Source organism: Curtobacterium sp. LFS079 (assembly GCF_047977865.1).
Taxonomy (GTDB): Bacteria; Actinomycetota; Actinomycetes; order Actinomycetales; family Micrococcaceae; genus Arthrobacter.
Genome location: NZ_JBFPFO010000020.1, coordinates 1 through 18,486 on the forward strand (window position 1 = coordinate 1; position 18,486 = coordinate 18,486).

General features: G+C 67.4%; 10 protein-coding genes, 2 tRNA genes and 2 pseudogenes. 4 read left to right on the forward strand and 10 right to left on the reverse strand.

The window, feature by feature from the left end:
- Window positions 1-196 precede the first annotated feature (196 nt).
- From ACNQPB_RS19475 to ACNQPB_RS19485, 3 genes are all read right to left on the reverse strand, one after another.
- Window positions 197-682 (reverse strand): RrF2 family transcriptional regulator, encoded by a 486-nt coding sequence (locus tag ACNQPB_RS19475; RefSeq protein ID WP_498754076.1) that lies wholly within the window; start codon window positions 680-682, stop codon window positions 197-199.
- 105 nt (window positions 683-787) lie between these two features.
- A complete protein-coding gene (locus tag ACNQPB_RS19480; protein WP_498754077.1) occupies window positions 788-1,255 on the reverse strand; it encodes a hypothetical protein in 468 nt (155 codons plus the stop codon).
- A gap of 15 nt (window positions 1,256-1,270) precedes the next feature.
- Window positions 1,271-2,689: a phosphomannomutase/phosphoglucomutase gene (locus ACNQPB_RS19485; protein ID WP_498754078.1), complete on the reverse strand. Its 1,419-nt coding sequence runs from the start codon at window positions 2,687-2,689 to the stop codon at window positions 1,271-1,273.
- Between the two features lie 139 nt (window positions 2,690-2,828).
- On the opposite strand from ACNQPB_RS19485, the pseudogene ACNQPB_RS19490 reads away from it, so the two are divergent.
- A pseudogene (locus ACNQPB_RS19490) lies at window positions 2,829-4,987 on the forward strand (RecQ family ATP-dependent DNA helicase).
- Between the two features lie 108 nt (window positions 4,988-5,095).
- On the opposite strand, the gene ACNQPB_RS19495 reads toward ACNQPB_RS19490, so the two are convergent.
- Together ACNQPB_RS19495 and ACNQPB_RS19500 are read right to left on the reverse strand one after the other, a co-directional pair.
- A tRNA-Ser gene (locus ACNQPB_RS19495) sits at window positions 5,096-5,184 on the reverse strand.
- A 154-nt stretch (window positions 5,185-5,338) separates the two neighbouring features.
- Complete coding sequence (locus tag ACNQPB_RS19500; protein WP_498754079.1) at window positions 5,339-7,723, reverse strand: prolyl oligopeptidase family serine peptidase; 2,385 nt, start codon at window positions 7,721-7,723, stop codon at window positions 5,339-5,341.
- Window positions 7,724-7,782: 59 nt separating this feature from the next.
- On the opposite strand from ACNQPB_RS19500, the gene ACNQPB_RS19505 reads away from it, so the two are divergent.
- On the forward strand, window positions 7,783-9,726 hold the full coding sequence (locus tag ACNQPB_RS19505; protein WP_498754080.1) for an FAD/NAD(P)-binding protein: 1,944 nt from the start codon (window positions 7,783-7,785) through the stop codon (window positions 9,724-9,726).
- Window positions 9,727-9,730: 4 nt separating this feature from the next.
- Here ACNQPB_RS19505 and ACNQPB_RS19510 read toward each other — a convergent pair whose 3' ends face one another.
- The 3 genes and pseudogenes from ACNQPB_RS19510 to ACNQPB_RS19520 all read right to left on the reverse strand — a co-directional run bounded on the left by ACNQPB_RS19510 (window position 9,731) and on the right by ACNQPB_RS19520 (window position 15,877).
- Window positions 9,731-14,233: an ExeM/NucH family extracellular endonuclease gene (locus tag ACNQPB_RS19510; RefSeq protein ID WP_498754081.1), complete on the reverse strand. Its 4,503-nt coding sequence runs from the start codon at window positions 14,231-14,233 to the stop codon at window positions 9,731-9,733.
- 162 nt (window positions 14,234-14,395) lie between these two features.
- Entirely contained in the window at window positions 14,396-14,911 is a 516-nt protein-coding gene (locus ACNQPB_RS19515) for a septum formation family protein (protein WP_498754082.1), read from the reverse strand.
- 180 nt (window positions 14,912-15,091) lie between these two features.
- Window positions 15,092-15,877, reverse strand: a pseudogene (locus tag ACNQPB_RS19520) (VOC family protein).
- 168 nt (window positions 15,878-16,045) lie between these two features.
- Here ACNQPB_RS19520 and ACNQPB_RS19525 point away from each other — a divergent pair.
- Complete coding sequence (locus tag ACNQPB_RS19525; RefSeq protein ID WP_498754083.1) at window positions 16,046-16,351, forward strand: hypothetical protein; 306 nt, start codon at window positions 16,046-16,048, stop codon at window positions 16,349-16,351.
- A 24-nt stretch (window positions 16,352-16,375) separates the two neighbouring features.
- Here the strand turns inward: ACNQPB_RS19525 and ACNQPB_RS19530 are convergent, their stop codons facing one another.
- A complete protein-coding gene (locus ACNQPB_RS19530) occupies window positions 16,376-17,113 on the reverse strand; it encodes an SOS response-associated peptidase (RefSeq protein ID WP_498754085.1) in 738 nt (245 codons plus the stop codon).
- Window positions 17,114-17,270: 157 nt separating this feature from the next.
- A tRNA-Ser gene (locus tag ACNQPB_RS19535) sits at window positions 17,271-17,358 on the reverse strand.
- 102 nt (window positions 17,359-17,460) lie between these two features.
- Between ACNQPB_RS19535 and ACNQPB_RS19540 the strand changes: the two genes are divergently transcribed.
- The gene (locus ACNQPB_RS19540) at window positions 17,461-18,444 is read left to right on the forward strand and encodes an NAD(P)H-quinone oxidoreductase (RefSeq protein ID WP_498754086.1); all 984 of its coding nucleotides are present in this window, start codon (window positions 17,461-17,463) and stop codon (window positions 18,442-18,444) included.
- Window positions 18,445-18,486: the final 42 nt, after the last annotated feature.

Here is an 18,486-nt window from a genome sequence, read left to right on the forward strand (position 1 = left end):
CTGGCGGTCGGGGCGTACTGGGCGGGCCTCCTACCCCTCGGGCCCCCCCCGGGTAATGCGCCGGGGGCCCGCCACCCTTTGGCTTTACGGGGCCGGGCCCGCCGTTGGTTTTTGGCGTCAGTTGGCGAGCCGGACGGGATGGGGAGAGCGGCTTCGACGACGGCGTTCCCTGCTGACGCGGGCGGCACAGCCCTGCTTAATGTCGGGCTGCCGGCGCCTGGATTTCCGGCGTCTGGATTTCGGGCCGCAGGCCGATGGTCCGGAAAACGGGATCCATCTGCCGGGCATGGGGGAGGGCGGAAATCACCACGGCATCGAGTTCGCGGTAGAAGGCCTCCCGGGCGCGCCCCATGGCGCGCCGGAGGCCGCATTCGGTGATGAGCGGGCAGTCGCCGTTGGGCGACTGGCATTCGGCCGGATCCTGCCTGCTGTCGAGGTGGCGCAGTAGTTGGCCCACCGTCGCGCGGCGCCCGGTACCTGTCAGTTGTGATCCGCCGTTCCTGCCCCGTTCGACGGCGATCAGGCCCAGTTCGCGCAGCTTGGCCAATGCCTTGCTCACGTGGTTGTACGGTGTTCCGACGGCGTCCGCGACCGCCTGGGTGGTCAGCAGTGCGCCCTCCGGAGCGGCTGCCAGCACCATGACGGCGCGCAGGCTCACATCGGCGAACGCATTGATTTTCATGACTTCAGCTTATGCATCGGTCCGCGTTCGTGCAGAGGCGGTTCTCCCGGGGCTGATCCGTGCGCGGCCGGTCTGGCCCGGATTTGGCCGTCCACACCTCCGGACCTAGTCCGCCCAGACCGTCGCATCGTGGCCGTCTGCCTCAAGCGGGCGGAAGCTGAAGCCTTCCGCAGTTACCTCGTAAGGCACCACCGCGGCCATCAGCCCGCCGCCGCGGTGCTCCGCGGCGGCGTGGATGCCGTCCGTGCCGTGCTCGGGAAGGGTGACGTCGCTGGCGAACGCCACGGCCCGGTACCCCTCGCGGCCCTGGCGCAGGAGGTCGATGACGTCGGTGAGCATCGTCCCGGCGTCGACGTTCCCTTCGGTGTCCAGCTCGCCGGGTGAGATCATCACGAGCCGCAGCTCGCCGTCGTCGGCCAGGGTGACGCCGAACGGCAGGAATCCGCCGTTCTGCTCCATGTGCTCCTGGGCCGTTCCGAGGGCGGCTCCCAGGACCTCGCGAAGTTCCCGCGAGATGATTTCCTGGGCGTCGGATTCCGGCGGGGTTGCGTCCGGTGAGATGTCTTCAGTCATGGTGCCGCTTCCCCGCTAGCCGCGGACGATTGCCAGGACGCGGTCGCGCACCGCACTCATGGTTTCGGCGTCCTTCGCCTCGGCGTTCAGGCGCAGGAAGGGTTCGGTGTTGGAAGGACGCAGGTTGAACCACCAGCTGCCGTCCTTCGCGCTGAAGGTGCTGCCGTCCATGTGGTCGATGTCGATGTCTTCACCTTCGAAATCTGCACGAACGCGTTCGATCGCGGCGGCCTTGTCTTCGATTTCGGAGTTGATCTCACCGGAAGAAACGTAGGGCTCGTACTGGCGGCCGAGTTCGGAAAGCGGCCCGTCCTGCTCGCCCAGGGCGGCCAGGACGTGCATGGCGGCGAGCATGCCGGTGTCGGCGTTCCAGAAATCACGGAAGTAGAAGTGGGCGGAGTGTTCGCCGCCGAACACGGCGCCCTCCTCTGCCATGACCGCCTTGATGAAGGAGTGTCCCACGCGGGTGCGCACCGGACGGCCGCCGTCTTCCTCGATCAGTTCCGGGACGGCTTTCGAGGTCAGCAGGTTGTGGATGATGACCGGGCTTTCCTCGCCGGCGGCTTTTGCCCGCGCGATTTCGCGGCGCGCCACCATGCCGGTGATGGCAGACGGCGACACAGGTTCGCCCTTTTCGTCCACCACGAAGCAACGGTCGGCGTCGCCGTCGAACGCCAGGCCGATGTCCGCGCCGTGCTTGACGACGGCGGCCTGCAGGTCCCGGAGGTTTTCCGGCTCGAGCGGATTCGCCGGGTGGTTCGGGAAGGAGCCGTCCAGTTCGAAGTAGAGCGGGACAATCTCGAAGGGCAGTGCCGGGAGAAGGGCGTCGCCGAGCACAGCAGGCGTGGTCAGGCCCGCCATGCCGTTGCCGGCGTCGACGACCACCTTCAGCGGGCGGGACCCGCTGAGGTCCACGAGCTTGCGCAGGTAGGCGGAGTAGTCCTTCAGGACATCCCGGACGGCAATGGTTCCCTGGGTCTCTGCCTCGGGAATGGCGCCTTCGTTCAGGTACTGCTCGGCGAGGGCCTGGATCTCCTTCAGGCCGGATTCCGAGGAGATCGGCTGGGCCCCGGCCTTCGCCATCTTGATGCCGTTGTACTGGGCCGGGTTGTGGCTAGCGGTGAATGTGGCCCCGGCTGCGTTCAGGGCGCCGCAGGCGTAGTAGAGCTCGTCGGTGGAGATCAGGTCCAGGAGTTGGACGTTGGCGCCGCGGCGGGACGCGCCGTCGGCGAATGCCTTGATGAACTCGGGGGAGGACGGCCGCATGTCCCCGCCGACCAGGACCGTCTCACCGGCGAGGCCGAGCGTGTCGACGAAAGCGGCGCCGACGGCCTTCACGATTTCCGCGCTGATGGTCTCGCCGACGATGCCCCGGACGTCGTAGGCCTTGAAGGAAGCCGAGAGGTCGAAAGTGTTGTTCTGCTCGCTAGTCACGGGCTCAATCCTACTGTGGCGGTGGTGGCGCGCACCCACACGGACCCCGTATGTGGACAGACTTCACAACTTTCGCACTTGTCCACATAGCGAAGGTCACGGGGTGCTGGCTGTCGGACCCGGCTGGAATACTGAAACCATGTCCCAGGAGCCATACACCGCAGAAATCACCAGCACCCGACAGGAAGCCCTGCAGGTTCTCCGGGAGCTTGTCGGCAACCCGGAGGCCGGATTCCATGACGGTCAGTACGAGGCGATCGAGGCGCTTGTCGACGCCGGCCGCCGGGCTTTGGTGGTGCAGCGCACCGGCTGGGGAAAGTCGGCTGTCTACTTCGTGTCCTCGCTGCTGCTGCGGCGCCGGGGGAGCGGGCCTACCCTCATCGTGTCGCCCCTGCTGGCCCTGATGCGGGACCAGGTGGCCGCAGCGGCCCGCGCCGGCGTCCGGCCGTAGCCATCAATTCCGCGAACCAGCTGGATTGGGAGACAGTGCACGCGCAGCTCGCGGCCGATGAAGTCGATGTACTGCTCGTCTCGCCCGAACGCCTCACCAACCCCTCCTTCCGGGAGAACCAGCTGCCGGAACTGATCCGCCGCACTGGCCTGCTGGTGATCGATGAAGCACACTGCATCTCCGACTGGGGGCATGACTTCCGGCCCGACTACAGGCGCATCGCGGACCTGATCGGCCGCCTGCCGGATACCGTGCCGGTGCTTGCTACCACGGCCACGGCGAACTCGCGCGTGGTCCACGACATCGAGGAACAGCTCGGCGCGGGGGTGCTCACCATCCGGGGTTCCCTCGGGCGCGAATCGCTGCGCCTTGGCGTGCTGAACCTGGCCAATTCGAGGGACCGGCTCGGCTGGTTGCTGACGCACCTGTCGGACATGCCCGGCAGCGGCATCATCTATGCCCTCACAGTCTCCGCCGCCGAGGACACAGCAAGGCTGCTTGCGGAAGCCGGCCACGACGTCCTCGCCTACACCGGGCGGACGGACCCCGCAGACCGGGAGCGGGCGGAGCAGCAGCTCAAGGACAACCAGGTGAAGGCACTCGTCGCCACCTCGGCCCTCGGCATGGGCTTCGACAAGCCGGACCTCGGCTTCGTGATCCACCTCGGTGCGCCTTCCTCCCCGGTGGCGTACTACCAGCAGGTGGGCCGTGCCGGTCGCGGCGCGGCCAACGCGGACGTACTGCTCCTTCCCGGCCAGGAGGACCGGGATATCTGGCAGTACTTCGCCACTGCGTCCATGCCGTCCGAGGAGAAGGCAGCGGCCGTGCTTCAGGCGCTGGGGGAGGCCGGGACTGCGTTATCCACAGTCGCCCTCGAGGCGCGGGTCGACCTCCGCCGCACGCCCCTGGAGCTCCTCCTGAAGGTCCTTTCCGTGGACGGGGCAGTAGAACGGGTCGGCGGCGGCTGGCGGTCCACCGGGCAAGCGTGGTTCTACGACGCGGAACGCTATGCCCGGATTGCCGAGGCCAGGGTCGATGAACAGGACTCGATGATCATCTACGAGGACACCGCGGGGTGCCGGATGGAGTACATCACCGCCGTCCTGGATGACGACTCCGCGCGCCCGTGCGGGCGTTGCGACAACTGCGCAGGTCGCTGGTTCCCGGCGGACATCGCGGCAGAAGCAGCCGACGCAGCGGGCCGGACGCTCAGCCGCGCGGGCGTCGCCGTGGAACCGCGGCTGCAGTGGCCCAGCGGAATGGACCGCCTGGGCATGGCCGTGAAGGGCAGGATCAAGGCGGAGGAAGCCATAGCGGAGGGCCGCGCCCTGGCCCGCCTGAGTGATCTTGGCTGGGGCGGTGCCTTGCGCGAACTGTTCGCCGCAGGAGCAGCGGACCGCGAAGTGGATCCGGCGATGCTGCAGGCCTGTGTACAGGTGTTGAAGGAATGGGCCGGAGGGAACGCCGGCCCAGGCAGCTGGAGCAGCCAGGAGCGTCCGGCCGCCGTCGTCAGCCTGCCTTCACGCAGCAAGCCGCTGCTCGTGGAGTCCCTGGCACGGGGAATTGCCGGCATCGGACGGATGCCCTACCTCGGTTCCTTGCAGCTCCAGCACGGCGGACCCACCGGCGGGCGGGGAGGCAACAGTGCCTACCGCCTGGCTGGCGTCTGGGAGCGCTTGGTCGTGGGCCCGGAACTGGGGGAGGCACTTGCCCCACTGGCCGGACGGAGCGTGCTGCTGGTTGACGACCTCGTGGACAGCCGGTGGAGTGTGACGGTTGCCGGCCGTGCCCTCCGGCAGGCTGGAACGGGAGCGGTGCTGCCTCTCGTCCTCGCGCAGGCGGGGTGACGGCCACCGGGGCGAGGCCCGAGGGCGGCGAAACGCCCCGGGAACGGGTAAGACGCCCCGGGTACGCAAAAGGCCCCGGCTCCCTCGAAAAGGGACCGGGGCCAAACGCGGAGACGGGGGGATTTGAACCCCCGGTCGAGTTTAACCCCGACCCTTCATTAGCAGTGAAGTCCATTCGGCCGCTCTGGCACGTCTCCAATTGCTATTGCTAGCCCACCAAGGATACGCAGAACACGGCGTACAGCGCAAAACGACAGGTTCCTGTGGGGTTGGTGCCGGAATGCCGCCGTCGGATGGTCCCTTCTGGCGCTCCTGAAGCCCGCTGCGAGGCCGTGGAAGGAGCGCCCGGGCTCAGCCCCGCAGGCCGTTCATGCTGCTTTCGGCGGTGCCGGCCGTGAGGGCACGCCAGAGGAACTGCTGGCTGCGCGCTTGCAGTGCCGCGGCCTGCCGGTTGTCCGACGCGCCGGCATGCCCGCCCTCCAGGGTTTCGTGGAACCAGACATTCGGGATGCCCATCGCCTGCATCCGTGCGGCCATCTTTCGCGCCTGGACCGGGCCGACGCGGTCGTCGGAGGTGGAAGTCCAGATGAATGTCTCGGGGTAGTCCACTCCGTCGTGCAGCAAGTGGTACGGGGAAAAGGTCCGGATGAACTCCCACTGCTCCGGAACGTCCGGGTCGCCGTATTCGGCGATCCAGGAGTATCCGGCGGAAAGCTTGGTGTAGCGGCGCATGTCCAACAGGGGCACACCGCAGGATACAGCCGCGAAGAGCTCCGGGAACCGCGTCAGCATGTTGCCCACCAGCAGCCCGCCGTTGGAGCCTCCCACGCAGCCCAGGCGGTCACGGCTGGTGACACCGCGCGAAATCAGGTCCTGCGCCACGGCTGCGAAGTCTTCGTAGGCGCGGTGCCGCTTTTCCTGCAGGGCCGCCCTGTGCCACGCCGGGCCGTACTCCCCGCCGCCGCGGATGTTCGCCACCACGTACACGCCGCCCCGGGCGTTTCCGGTGCCGTTGCCGCTCCGCCGCTCCAGCCAGGACCGGCCGATCGCCCCGCTGTAGGCCGGTGTGCGGGAAACCTCGAAGCCGCCGTAACCGGACAGCTGGGTGGGATTGCCGCCGTCGAGCACCAGTTCCTTGGACGCAATCTGGAAGTACGGCACCCTGGTACCGTCCGCGGACACCGCGAAGTGCTGCTGCACTTCATAGTCGCCGTCGTTGAAGAACGACGGCGAGGACTTCACCACTGCGTGTGTGCTGGTGACGGCGGTGCCCTCCGCAGCCGTGAGGGTGCCGCGCATCAGCGTCGTGGGAGTGGTGAATCCCGTGGCCACGAGCCAGAAATCGTTGCCCGCGCTTTCGCTTTCGTCTTCGTCATCCACCGCATAGGCGTTGACGTCGTGCAGCGGCGGGCAGGCATCCAGCGGCGTCATGGCCCAGCCTCCGGCCGTCACCGTGCCGTCGACGCCGCCGCCGTCCTCGACGCTGCCGTCCTCTTCCACGCCGCCGGGTTCGCCGGCCGCGTGCCTGCCCGCGGCCGACGGACGCGAGGGGTCGAGCACCAGGATCTGCGAAGAGACGTCACTGAGCAGGTTCAGGACCAGGAAGTCCCGGGTCCAGCTCCAGGACTGCAGGGAGGTGCGCTCGTCCGGAGTGAACAGCACGGTGAAATCCCGGGCGCCGTCCAGGTAGGAATCCAGCCCCGCGGCGAGCAGGCTGCCTGCCTGGAACACGGTGTCCGCCGGTTTTCCGCCGTCCACGGTCGCGCCGGCAACGGCCCAGTCCTGGCGGGGGCGGAACAGCAGCCACTGACGGTGGGCGCTGATGTTCACGTCGGTGGGAACCTCGATTTCCAGCCACCCGCCATCGCGCTGCAGGTAAGTGCGCTGGTTGAAGAAATCGATCCAGTCCACGGCGAAGGTGCGCTCGAAACCGGGCGTGGAATCGTGCGCCACGAGGGCCATCATGTGCTCTTCCGGGATCTCGAAGAGCCGCTCGGCCTGGTCCAGGCTCTGGCCGCGGGACAGCTTCACCCCCGTTCGGGCGTACGAGGAACTGGTCTTGGGCAACTCCCCGGCCGTGCTTGCGACCAACAGTGTGTCGGCATCGAGCCAGCTGACGTTGCCCTTGGCGACCGGAATGTCGAAACCGCCCGCGGCGGGGTCCACAAAGCGGCGCTGCTCGACGTCGAACTCGCGGTGGCGGTTGGCGTCGCCGCCGTCGGGGGAGAGCGACACCATGGCGAGCTTGTAGGGCTGGCCCTCGGCGGGGCGCAGGAACGAGGCCCCGTGGAAAACCCACTCCTCGTCTTCCGCGGCCGCAAGGGCGTCAATGTCCAGCAGCACGTCCCATTCCGGGTCCTCGCTGAGGTAGCTTTCCCAGGTGGTGCGGCGCCACAGGCCCTTGGGATTCTGCTTGTCGCGCCAGAAGTTGTAGTAGTGCCCGCCGCGCTTGGTCACCATGGCGATCCGGTCCGTGGAGTCCAGCACCTCCAGGATCCCGGCTTCCAATGCGGCAAAGTCTTCGTCCTCGAGTAGCTCTTCGGTCCGGGCGTTTTGTTCCCTGACCCAGGCCAGTTGCTCCTCGCCGTGGATCTCCTCGAGCCAGATGTTCTCGTCGACAGGCTCCGGGGCCGTGATCCTGGCCGCTCCAGCGTCCTCGTCCGGCTCCGTACCTTTCGGCTCCGTACCTTCGTTCGACCCGGTTTCAGGGCTTTGCCCGGCTGCAGTGGTGGTCATGGCCCCATCCTAGGGTGAGCTGACGGGGAGGCAAGTCACGGTGAAAGTAAGCTTGGGCGGTGGGCAATTCGCAGAAAACCAAGGTGGCACTGATCGGTGCGGGGCCTCGCGGCACCAGTGTCCTGGAGCGATTGTTCGCGAACTGGGCGGCTTCGGCACCGGCCGGGTACACCCTGCAGATCGACGTCGTGGATCCGTACCCGGCGGGTCCGGGCCGGGTCTGGCAGCCCGGGCAGTCCCGCCTGTACCTGATGAACACGCAGTCGTTCTATCCCACACTCATCCACGAGGACCCCTCCCTTGCCCCTCCATTAGCTGGCGGCACGTTCGAGCAATGGCGGGCCCGGCGCCGGGCTGACGGGAGCGGACTGGGCAGCGAGGAACAAGCCGAACTCGCGGTTCTCGGTACCGGCGATTTTCCCAGCCGCGCCATCTACGGGCGGTACCTCAGCGAAACGCTGGACGCGCTGCTGGAACGCAAGCCCGACGGCGTCGAGCTCACTTTCCACCGCAACTCCGCACTTTCCGTACGGAAAAATCCGGACGGGACCTCCGCGTTCGACGTCGGACTCGACTCCGGCGTGCACCTTGCGGCCGACGCGGTGGTCCTGGCGCTCGGGCACCTGGAATCGCAGCTGAACGCTGAACAGCGCTTCTTTGCCGGGGCCGCTGCCGGGCTGGGACTGCTGTATCTGCCGCCGGCGGCACCGGCCGACGTCGACTGGTCCCGGGTGCCGGACCGTGAACCCGTGCTCGTGCGGGGCATGGGACTGAACTTTTTCGATGTCATGGTGCAGCTGAGCGTGGGCCGCGGCGGGCGGTTCGAGCCGGCAGGAGACGGCCCGGGCACGCTGAAGTACCTGCCGTCCGGACGGGAACCGAAGATCATCGCGGCCTCCCGTCGCGGCACACCGTACCGGGCCAAGGCCGGGCTGGACGGCTACTACCCGAAATCCGTCCGGTTGCGCTACCTGAACGAGCGTGCGGTGGCCCGCTTCGCCGCAGCCGGGATACAGCCCGGATTCGACCACGACCTCTGGCCGCTGCTGCACCGGGACACCCTCTGGGCTTACTACTCCACGCTCACCAAGGCCCGGCCCGGCGCGGTCAGTGACGCCGACGAGTTCCTCGCCGCGCTCGAGGATGCCCTGCAGCCGCACGCCCACGCCGCCGGCAGCTGGGAGAAACGGGTCGACGAACTGGTGACCAAGCACGTGGCGGCGTCGGGCCGCCTGGACCTGCCGGGCCTTGCCGCACCGCTGGCCGGACGGTCCTTCGCCGGCCGGCGGGAGCTGGACGCCGCCGTCGTCGAATACCTCGATGACGACGCGCGGCGTTCTGCCCTCGGCGAGGGGGACCCCATGAAAATGGCGATCGGAGCCCTGCACACCGGCCGCGCCGTGCTGAAAGCCGTGGTGGCCGACGGCGGCATCACCGATGCGTCCTGGCTCGCCGAATTGCGTGGCTGGTTCGAGTCCTTCGTCGAAGGGCTGGCCAGCGGACCTCCGGCGCTGCGGGCCGAGCAGCTGGCAGCCCTGGCGCGGGCCGGCATCGTCAGCTTCACCGGCCCTGATCCGCGCTTCAGCGTGGACCGCGCGCGGCGGCTTTTTTCGGCATCGTCCCCCTGGGTGGGCGGACCTCCCGCCACGGCGAAGACCCTCGTGGAAGCGCTGGCCCCGGCCAACCGGGTGGGCACCACCGCGTCCCCGCTCATGCGGCAACTGATGGCCGATGGCCTGGTGCGGCCCAAGGTCATGCTGGGCGTGGAAGGCAGCCCGGTGCAGGCCACCGGTTTGGACGTCGAGCCGCATCCTTACCGTGCCGTGGGTGCCAACGGATCGGTGACCGACGGCATCTACGTGCTGGGCCTGCAGCTGTCCGCCAACCAGTGGGGGACCGCCATCGCCGCCGAAGCTGTCCCCGCGGACGGCCCGGCCTACCGCAGCGGCCAGCGGACCCTGCGCGACGCCGATGAAATCGCCCGGGCCGTCCTGGGGATGTGACCTCCTAGCCCTTCAGGCATTTCTGGTATTCGATCCACGCGATCGCGTAGCGGACCCAGCCGATGACGTCGTACCACTTGGTGGGTGGAACCGGTGCGGTGCACTTGGGCGGCAGCGGCGTGGCCACGTTAACCGCGGTCTTCACCGAGGTCCCGGACTCGACGGCGGTCAGCACCAAGGTGCCCGTTCCCGCGGCGGCCGACGCAGGCACCGTCAACTCCACGGCTGCGGCACCGCCGCTCACCGGAACCGAGCCCAGCTGGGTTGCCGTGCCTTTGGCATCAGTGAACACCGCCGTGAGCGATTTGTTCACCGGGCTGCCGAGGGATGTCAGGTCCAGCTTGGACACGGTCAGGGCCATCGACTCGCCGCCCCGGACCTGGGCTGGCGTGCTGTTGACCACGGCCACCGAGCGGCGGGCGAAGTCCGGTGAGACGGGCTTGTGGGCCTGCAGGTACTTGATCCAGGCATCCCGGTCCACCAAGCCGCTGTCCCGGGTGTTGGTGCCCTCCTTGAAGATCCGGAAGTTGTCACCGCCGCTGGACAGGAAGCTGAACGTGCCGATCCGGTAGGACTTCGCCGGGTCGATCAGCTCACCGGCCACCCGGATCGAGGTGATCCGGTCACCGGCGGGCCGCCCGGCGTCGTACGTGTAGTTCACGTTCCTGGACAGGCCCAGCTGCAGGTACGGCCGGCTCGGCACCGTACCGTCCGGGTTGCTTTGCCACTGCTGTTCCAGGAGGGCCTTGAACTGGGCGCCGGTCAGCGAGGTGGTCCAGAGGTTGTTCACGAACGGCAGAACGGCGTTGGCTTCGGCGTAGGTGATGGTGCCGTCCGGTGCGTAGTACAGCTCGTTGCGCAGGCCGCCCGGGTTCACGACGCCGATCTCGGCCCCGCCCAGTTCCGGCGCCTTGAGCGTGTCCACCAGCGAGTCCGCCACGAGGTTGCCGAGGGTGGATTCACTCGCGCGGTCGTCCCGCTTCGGTGCGCCGCCCGCCGGGTCCGGGGTGAACGCCGTCGTGATATCAGCCGTTACTGCGCCCACGGGCTGGTTCCCGACGGCGGCGGCCTCGGCCAGTGCCTTGTCCACGATCGCCTTCACCTGGGCCACCCGCGGGTACGTGCCGGAGAGGTCGGTGGTGACGCGCTTGACGTTGGCCGCGGTGTGCGCCGTGACCTCCTTGTTGGCCGTGTCCACGGTAAGGGTGATGCGGCCGATGTTCTCGCCGTAGTTGCCGGTCTGGACAATCGGCCGAGTCTTGGCGGTGGGCTGGCCGTTGGCGTCGTAGACCGGGGCGTCCCAGGCGTATTCCTTGTGCGTGTGGCCGGTGAATATCGCCGCCACGTCGGGGCTGGTTTCCTTGACCAGTTTCGCGAAGGGGCCGCCGGCTGCGACTTCCTCCTCCAGGGTCGCGCCGTCCGGCGTGCCCGCACTGGCGCCGTCGTGGTTTTCCACGACGGTCACGTCGGCGAGCTTCTCCGCCTTGATCTTCGCGGCCACCCGGTTGATGGCGTCGACCGGATCGCCGAAGTCCAGCTCGGTGATGCCCGAGGGAGTGACCAGGGTAGGCACCTCCTGGGTGACGGTGCCGATGACCGCCACCTTGATCCCGTTCATGTCCAGGACGGTGTACTCCGGCAGGGCCGGGGTGGTGGTGCCCTTCCGGTAGACGTTCGCGCCGAGCACCGGGAACTTCGCGTTCGCGCCGCCCGCGATAACGCGGTCGCGCAGGTCCGCCCAGCCGCCGTCGAACTCGTGGTTGCCTACCGCGGAGGCCTTCAGCTCGAGGGCGTTCAGTACGTCGATGGTGGGCTGGTCCTTGGCGACGGCCGAGGCGAACAGTGAGGCACCGATGTTGTCGCCGGCCGAGATGAACGCGGTGCTGCCGGGAGCAGCTGCCGCGCGGAGTTGTTCGACGGTGCTGGCGAACAGCACCGTGTTGCTGTCGATGCGCCCGTGGAAGTCGTTGATGCCCAGGAACTGCAGCTCCACACTTTGCGGGGTTTCCATGAGGGGCAGGTTCAGGCCCACCAGCACGGGGTCGTGGTCGCTGGCCCGGAATTCGTCCGGCACATAGTAGTTGCCCACGTTGTTGTTGTAGCGGCTGTATTCCAAAGCGACGGACTCCACGGAGTTGATGTTCCAGATGTCCGTTCCCGTGACGGTTGCCTTGGCTGCCGGCGAAGCGAGGATGTGGTCCAGGGACCCCACCATGCCGCCGAACAGGTAGGAGTGCTTTCCGGTGCCGGCCTCGAGATCGGTGTAGCCGGCGCTGGTGAGCACCCGGATGGGATCTTCCTGCGAATAGGCGTTGAAGTCGCCGATCAGGAACACCTTGTCCGTGCCCTTGGACTCCTGCAGTGTTGTTGCGAACCCCAGCAGGGACCGGGCCTGCTGGGTGCGGGTAAGGTTGGACGCCCCCTGGCCCTTGTCGGTATCGTCCGGCGTCGCGGCGGAGCCCTTGGACTTGAAGTGGTTTACGATCGCGATGAACTTCTTGTCGTCCCCGGCACCCACCGGCCTGAACATCTGGGCGAGCGGCTTGCGGGCGCTGGCGAAGGCCACGGTGTCGTTGTGGATGATTGATTCGCCGAGCGGCTCGGCGGTGGCCTTCTTGTAGATGAACGCGGTGCGGATCATGTCCTCGTCGCTGAGCGGCGGGGCGTTCGCGGGAGTGCGGACGTAGTCCCACACGCCCGGCGTCCTGACGTTTAGTGCCTCAACGAGCTTTGCCAGGGCGTCGTCCCGGTCCTTCCCAAACTGGGCGGAGTTCTCGATCTCCTCGAGCGAAACCACGTCCGCCCCGGCCTTGATGATGGCGGCAACAATCTTGGCCTGCTGGCGTTCGAAGTTCTCCGCGTTGGCCGCCCCGCGGGCGTTGCAGCCGTCCTTGACCGTGATGGGATTGCCGTCCCGGTCCGTGTAGTAGTTGCAGCCCGTGAGCTGGTCACCGGTGGTGGGGAAGTAGTTCAGCACGTTGAAGGACGCGATCTTCAGGTTCCCGCCCACCTCGGCCGGCCCGGCCGGACGGCTGGCGGCGAAGGACGCCGGCTGAACAGTGTCGGCATTTGCCGGGGTCAGCTGGGAGAGCGGCTGGAACTTCCACGAGTTGTTTCCGTAGCCCAGGATGACGTTGGTGCGGAAGGTCGTGGCCGAGCCGACCCGGACAGGGTCGGCGGTGCTGAGGTAGGGCAGCGGCAGGGCCTTCGTGGCGGCGTCCTTGAGGAAGTTGGTGGAGGCGCCGTCGTCGAGCTTGATGCCGCGCAGGGCGTTGGCGGCGGCCGCGGCGGTGTTCTCCGGCGTGCCGTACGCCGCCAGGGCGTTCGGCTGGACCAGCGGTGTGGTGCCCGCAGCCAGCCCGATTTCACCGTACTGGTTGAGGGCGTAGTTATCCGTGACGGTGTAGGCACCCTGGGGCGCCACGAGCATGCCTTCGTAGCGCTCGCGGGTGGCGTCGTCGGCGGGCAGGGCGAAGTTGCTGGGCTTCACCTCGGGCGCGGCCTCGGCCAGCACCTTGAGCCCGGCGGCGTCGACGGTCAGCTGGGTCTGGTTCGCGAATTCGCTCACCGCGCCGGTGAGTTCCAGGTAGTCGCCTGCGTGCACGCTGACCGCCGTCGACGGTGAATAGACGAACAAAGCGTCCGACGCCGACCTGGCCGCCGGATCCGTGTCCCCGCCGCTGCCCGGTGTCTGGACGTAGTAGCCGTTGAAACCGCCGGTGGCGTACACGGCGGTGACCTTGCCGCGGGTGGTGACGGTGCTGCCCGCGAGCGGGCTTGCGGCTCCGGTGCCTTGGATTTCGGCGATGGTCCTGGCACCTGGCTCGACCGGCGGCGTCACGGGACCCGAGGCGGTGGGGGTGATGGAGGCGCTCAGTGCAAGGTCGGCGGAATTGTTGTCGCTGTCCGCACCGTTGCTGCGGTTCAGGCTCTTGACGTCGGTGTTCCCCGCCGGCGCGGTGGCCGCCGCGGTTTCAAAGGTGTTCGAAGTGCCGTAGCCGATGAGATCGGCCACGGCAGCGTTCCCCGTGACGGACCCCGCGGGCAGGGGATTCACGGCCGCTGCCTGCCTGGCCAGGACGATGGTCCCGCTGGTACCGGAAGGATTGAAGCTGCCGGAACCGTCGACGTCGGCGGCCGGTAACGCCGGGGCCGTGGAGGCGGCGTTGTTGCTGGCTCCCTTGACGAGGAAGTAGCCCTTGGCCGGAATGCTTCCGGACAGTGCCGTGACCCCGCCCGGTGCGGAAGTGCTGATCCCGGAGCGGTACTGCAGGGACCAGCCGCCAAGGTCCACTGCGGCGTCGCTGTTGTTGTAGAGCTCCACGAATTTGTTCCGGAACGCGGCGCCGGAACTTCCGCCGCTGAGGTAGGCCTCGTTGATGACCACGCCGGGGGCCGCAGGGGGTGTTTCCCCCGTAGCGACCGCGGGCAAGGCAGAAAGGGGTGCCGCCAGCAAAGCTGCCGACAGCGCCGATCCCAACAGGAACTTCCAGTGTTTGCTATGCATCCGTTCTGACTTTCTCTCGAGAACCGGTCGGGTTCTGGGTGCACCGTCCGCCATGTGGTGGCTGGCGGCGGTGATCGGACCGTGCAGTAAGAGGACAAAGCAGTGCTGGCCGCATTCCAGCAGCACAAAATGAACCGGGGGTTGCCCCCCGGTAGCGGAGTGCTATTTCTTGGAGCCCTTCAGGCTACCCTTGCTCTGGGCACCAGCGGCCGCACCGACCAGGCAGACAATTTCCTTGTCCCCGGTCTTCCAGCTCTCGCGGGTGGGAAAGAAGTAAGTCATTTCGAGCGCGGAGTCGTCGAAGGGCATCCCAACGAAGGCAGTGAATTCCTTGCCGCAGAATTCTTCGGCTTTCTGAGTGATGACCGTGTCCCCGGGGTACGTGGAAAAATCCAGGTTCGTGGCCGCGAAGGCCTCGAAATCATGGTCCTGGGGGCACGGAATGATGGTGACGTCCTTGACTTCCGAACCGCTGGGCTTTTCGAGGCAGTCGCCCACCTTCACCTTGAATGCGTCGGCCTTCGAGGTTTCGGTGGCCACACCGGACGGGTCCCGCTTGGCGTCCCCACCGTTGAGCAAGGAGCACGCGCCAAGGGCGAGGGTGAGCGTGCACAGGATGGCGGCCGCGGCCAGGGTTCTCTTGCCGGTGTGGTCCTTGGCGCTGCGCGCAATGGGCATCGCGGTCCTCATTTCAACTGGTCTTTTCAATTGCTCCTGGCCTCCCGGATCGGTCCGGGCGAAGGACGCAGGGAATGGGGACCTGTGCGGGTGCGGGTGCGGGTGCGGCCGGCCGATCCCCCTGCGCCGGCGGAAGCGGCCCCCGGGCGGCGTCGCGCCGGCCGGGGAGCCTGCGAGGCATCAGCCCTTCAGATTGACGTCCTGGACCAAGCGGAACACTGCTCCCGTGGGATCGGTGAGTGCAGCGAGGCGCCCGAAGGGGGTGTCTTCCGCGGGCTGGATGACCGTGGCGCCCAAGGCAACAGCCTGCTCGATGGTTGCGTCGGCGTTGTCCACGGCGAAATACACGGTCCAATAGGAAGGCGCCTGTGCCGGCAGGAATCCCGAAGCATCCATGATCCCGGCCTTGGCGTCGTCCCCGGCGCCGAGCGTGGTGTAACGGAACTCAGGAGTGTCACCGACGACGCTGGTTTCCCAGCCGAAGACCTCGCGGTAGAAAGCCACGGCGTTCTCGTAGTCCTTTGAATGGAGTTCATGCCAGGCGGGGGCGCCGGTTTCCGCGGCGAGCTAGTAGCCCTTGTGCTCGCCGAACTGCCAGAGCCCGATCGCAGCGCCCGAGGGGTCGCCGACCATGGCCATGCTGCCCTGCTCGGGCACCTCCATGGGCTCCAGGAAGACTTGGCCGCCGTTGGCTGCTGCAGCCGCAGCGGTGGCGTTGATGTCCTCGGTGCGCAGGTACGTGGACCAGACATCCGGCATGGGGCCCATGTCTTCCTGCTTCTGCATGATGCCGGCCACCATCTTGCCGTCTTTCCAGGCGGTGATGTAGCCGCCGTACTTTTCTTCGTCGCCGGTTTCGTAGCTCCAGCCGAACAGCTCGTTGTAGAAGGCCTTCGCCTTTTCGGTGTCCGAGGTCATCAGGTCGATCCAGCAGGGTGCGCCGGGCGTGATCTCAGGGGTTGGCATGTTGCTCCTCGAGTTTGTCCCGGGGCGGGTGGCCCCGGGTTTTTGGGCATTTGGTGGAGACAGACAGCACCCTATGCCGGGGGTCGGACAGTTTCAATGATCGGGACCCGGACCGGGCGCCGGACCGGGATCCTTGTTGCTGTCGGTGCCCGGGCGTAGCCTTCGGCCATGCCTGAAGACAGCGCGGAACGGCTTCACCCGTCACCCCTGAACGCCGCGAAGACTCCCCTTCCCAGGGAGACCCAGGCGCTTTCCAAGGTGGGGAAGGTGCCGGTGCTGGCTTACCTTGAATGGCCGCGGTACGGGCAATACGTCCCGGCCATGGTGGTGCGCACGGCGCCCGGCCGCGTCTTGGTCCAGTGGTGGCCGGACCCCTTCAAACCCGGTGAACGGCACACCTGGTTGAAGGATACGGACGTGCGGCGGGACTTGCGGGTGGCCCGCGGCAGCCCGCAAGTGCCGGGCGAGGCCTAGGTGGCCTCGCGGGCGGCTGCGCCGTCAGGCCACCGGGTTGGGGACCTCCACCAGGCGGGTGTTCCCGTCCACGAGGTCAACGGGGCGCAGCTTCCAGGACGAAGCGACGTCGTAGGCTTCGGACAAGGCGGCATCAAGCAGGCTGGCGCCGTCCTTCTCCTCCGGGTCGATCCAGTCATTGAGCATTCCCGGAGCCAGGGGAACGGGAAGACGGTCGTGCAGATTGTGCAGGCCTTCATGCGCCTCCGCGGGCGGCGTCGGCATGGTCAGGATGCTGCAGGACAGCCGCCAGGCCCGCGGGTCCTTGCGGTCGTCGATGGACTCGTCACGCCAGAAGGCAAAGAGCCCGGCGAAGGTGATGATGTCGTCGGCGGGTTCCACGATGTACCGCTGCTTCGGGTCCTTCCGGCCGGGGCCGGACTTCTTGTACTCGTAGTAGGCCGAGACCGGCACCACGGCCCGCCACTTCTGGAGGGAGCCCTTGAAACTGGGCAGCGTTGCCGCCGTTCCCGAACGGGCGTTCCAGCTGGGCAGCCGCGATTCGAAGGACTCCGCAAAGCTCGGGATCAGCCCCCACCGCCCGACGGCGAGCTCCCGCCGGAGCGTTCCGTCGTCGCCGGTGCGCCCGCGCAGGAAGGTGACGGGATCGGTCGGATTGAACTGAAGGGCAGGGGAGGGGTACACGGTGTCGTCCCGGAGCAGGGCATCAAGCTTCCGGGAGAGATCGTCGGCTTCGAAACCCACACTGAATCGTCCGCACATGCGGCCATTCTCACGCACGCGACGGCGGGGCGCCAGCCCGGGAACATAGCGGCGGGGCCAGGTGCCGCCGGAGCGCCGGGAAACACCGAAGGCCGGTTGACGTCCCACCGGAGTGGGCCGTCAACCGGCCTCTGGCCTGCGCAAACACTGCGCTACGCGGAAGGTAAGGGATTTGAACCCTTGGTACGGGGTTACCGCACACTGGTTTTCAAGACCAGCTCCTTAGGCCGCTCGGACAACCTTCCCTGCCTAGTAGTGTTTCATAGGGAGTTGGCTGCTTCAAAAAACCTGCAGCGCTCTTTGGCCGCCGCGGCCGCGCACCACCACGCAAGAAATCGGGAGCACGCATGAAAGCCGTCTACATTTCGGAACCCGGAGGGCCTGAGGTCCTTGAGGTCCGTGAGGTTCCCGCGCCGGTTCCCGGCCCCGGCGAGGTGCTGATCGACGTCGTCGCGGCCGGACTGAACCGGGCGGATGTCCAGCAGCGGCGCGGCTTCTACCCGCCGCCGGCCGGAGCTTCCGAGGTGCCCGGCCTGGAGGTTTCCGGCCGCATCGCGGCGTTCGGTCCGGACGTCAGCAAGCCCTTCACGGTGGGCGACAAAGTGGTGGCGCTGCTCGCCGGCGGCGGTTACGCACAGCAGGTCGCGGTCCCGGCCGAACAGGTCCTCAAAGTGCCCGACGGCGTGGACCTCGTCACCGCTGCCGCGTTGCCTGAAGTGGCGGCAACCGTTTACTCCAACCTGGTCATGACCGCCCAGCTGCAACCGGGCGAAACGGTGCTGATCCACGGTGCCACCGGCGGCATCGGCACCATCGCCGTTCAGCTCGCCAAAGCCTACGGCGCGGTCGTGGCGGCCACCGCCGGCACCGACGAAAAACTCGGAACCGCGAAGGCATTCCTGGGCGCGGACATCGTGATCAACTACGTCGAAGAGGACTTCGCGGAGAGCCTCAAGGCGCAAAACGGAGGCCGGGGCGCGGACGTGATCCTCGACGTTGTCGGGGCGAAATACCTGAAGCAGAACGTTGAAGCCCTCGCTGAGTACGGGCGGCTGGTGGTCATTGGCTTGCAGGGCGGCGCCAAGGGCGAAATCGATCTTGGCCAGCTGCTCAGCAAGCGCGCGGCGGTCATCGGAACCACCCTGCGTTCCCGTCCGGTCGCGGAAAAGGGCATGATCATGAATGGGGTCCGTGAGAACGTGTGGCCCATGTTCGCAGACGGCCGCATCAAGCCGCTCGTGGCCAGATCGTTCCCGCTGGAGCAGGTCCGCGAGGCCCACCAATACTTCGATTCCGGCGAGCATGTGGGCAAGGTGCTCCTGCTTCTCTAACCTGCTGCTTCTCTGAACAGTGCGGGCGGCGTCCGCTTAGGA

Excerpts from the sequence above, each read along its gene's own strand:
- ACNQPB_RS19510 (WP_498754081.1), bottom strand. The coding sequence starts at position 14,233 with ATGCATAGCAAACACTGGAAGTTCCTGTTGGGATCGGCGCTGTCGGCA.
- ACNQPB_RS19530 (WP_498754085.1), bottom strand. The coding sequence starts at position 17,113 with ATGTGCGGACGATTCAGTGTGGGTTTCGAAGCCGACGATCTCTCCCGG.
- ACNQPB_RS19525 (WP_498754083.1), top strand. The coding sequence starts at position 16,046 with ATGCCTGAAGACAGCGCGGAACGGCTTCACCCGTCACCCCTGAACGCC.
- ACNQPB_RS19540 (WP_498754086.1), top strand. The coding sequence starts at position 17,461 with ATGAAAGCCGTCTACATTTCGGAACCCGGAGGGCCTGAGGTCCTTGAG.
- ACNQPB_RS19480 (WP_498754077.1), bottom strand. The coding sequence starts at position 1,255 with ATGACTGAAGACATCTCACCGGACGCAACCCCGCCGGAATCCGACGCC.
- ACNQPB_RS19515 (WP_498754082.1), bottom strand. The coding sequence starts at position 14,911 with ATGCCCATTGCGCGCAGCGCCAAGGACCACACCGGCAAGAGAACCCTG.
- ACNQPB_RS19500 (WP_498754079.1), bottom strand. The coding sequence starts at position 7,723 with ATGACCACCACTGCAGCCGGGCAAAGCCCTGAAACCGGGTCGAACGAA.
- ACNQPB_RS19475 (WP_498754076.1), bottom strand. The coding sequence starts at position 682 with ATGAAAATCAATGCGTTCGCCGATGTGAGCCTGCGCGCCGTCATGGTG.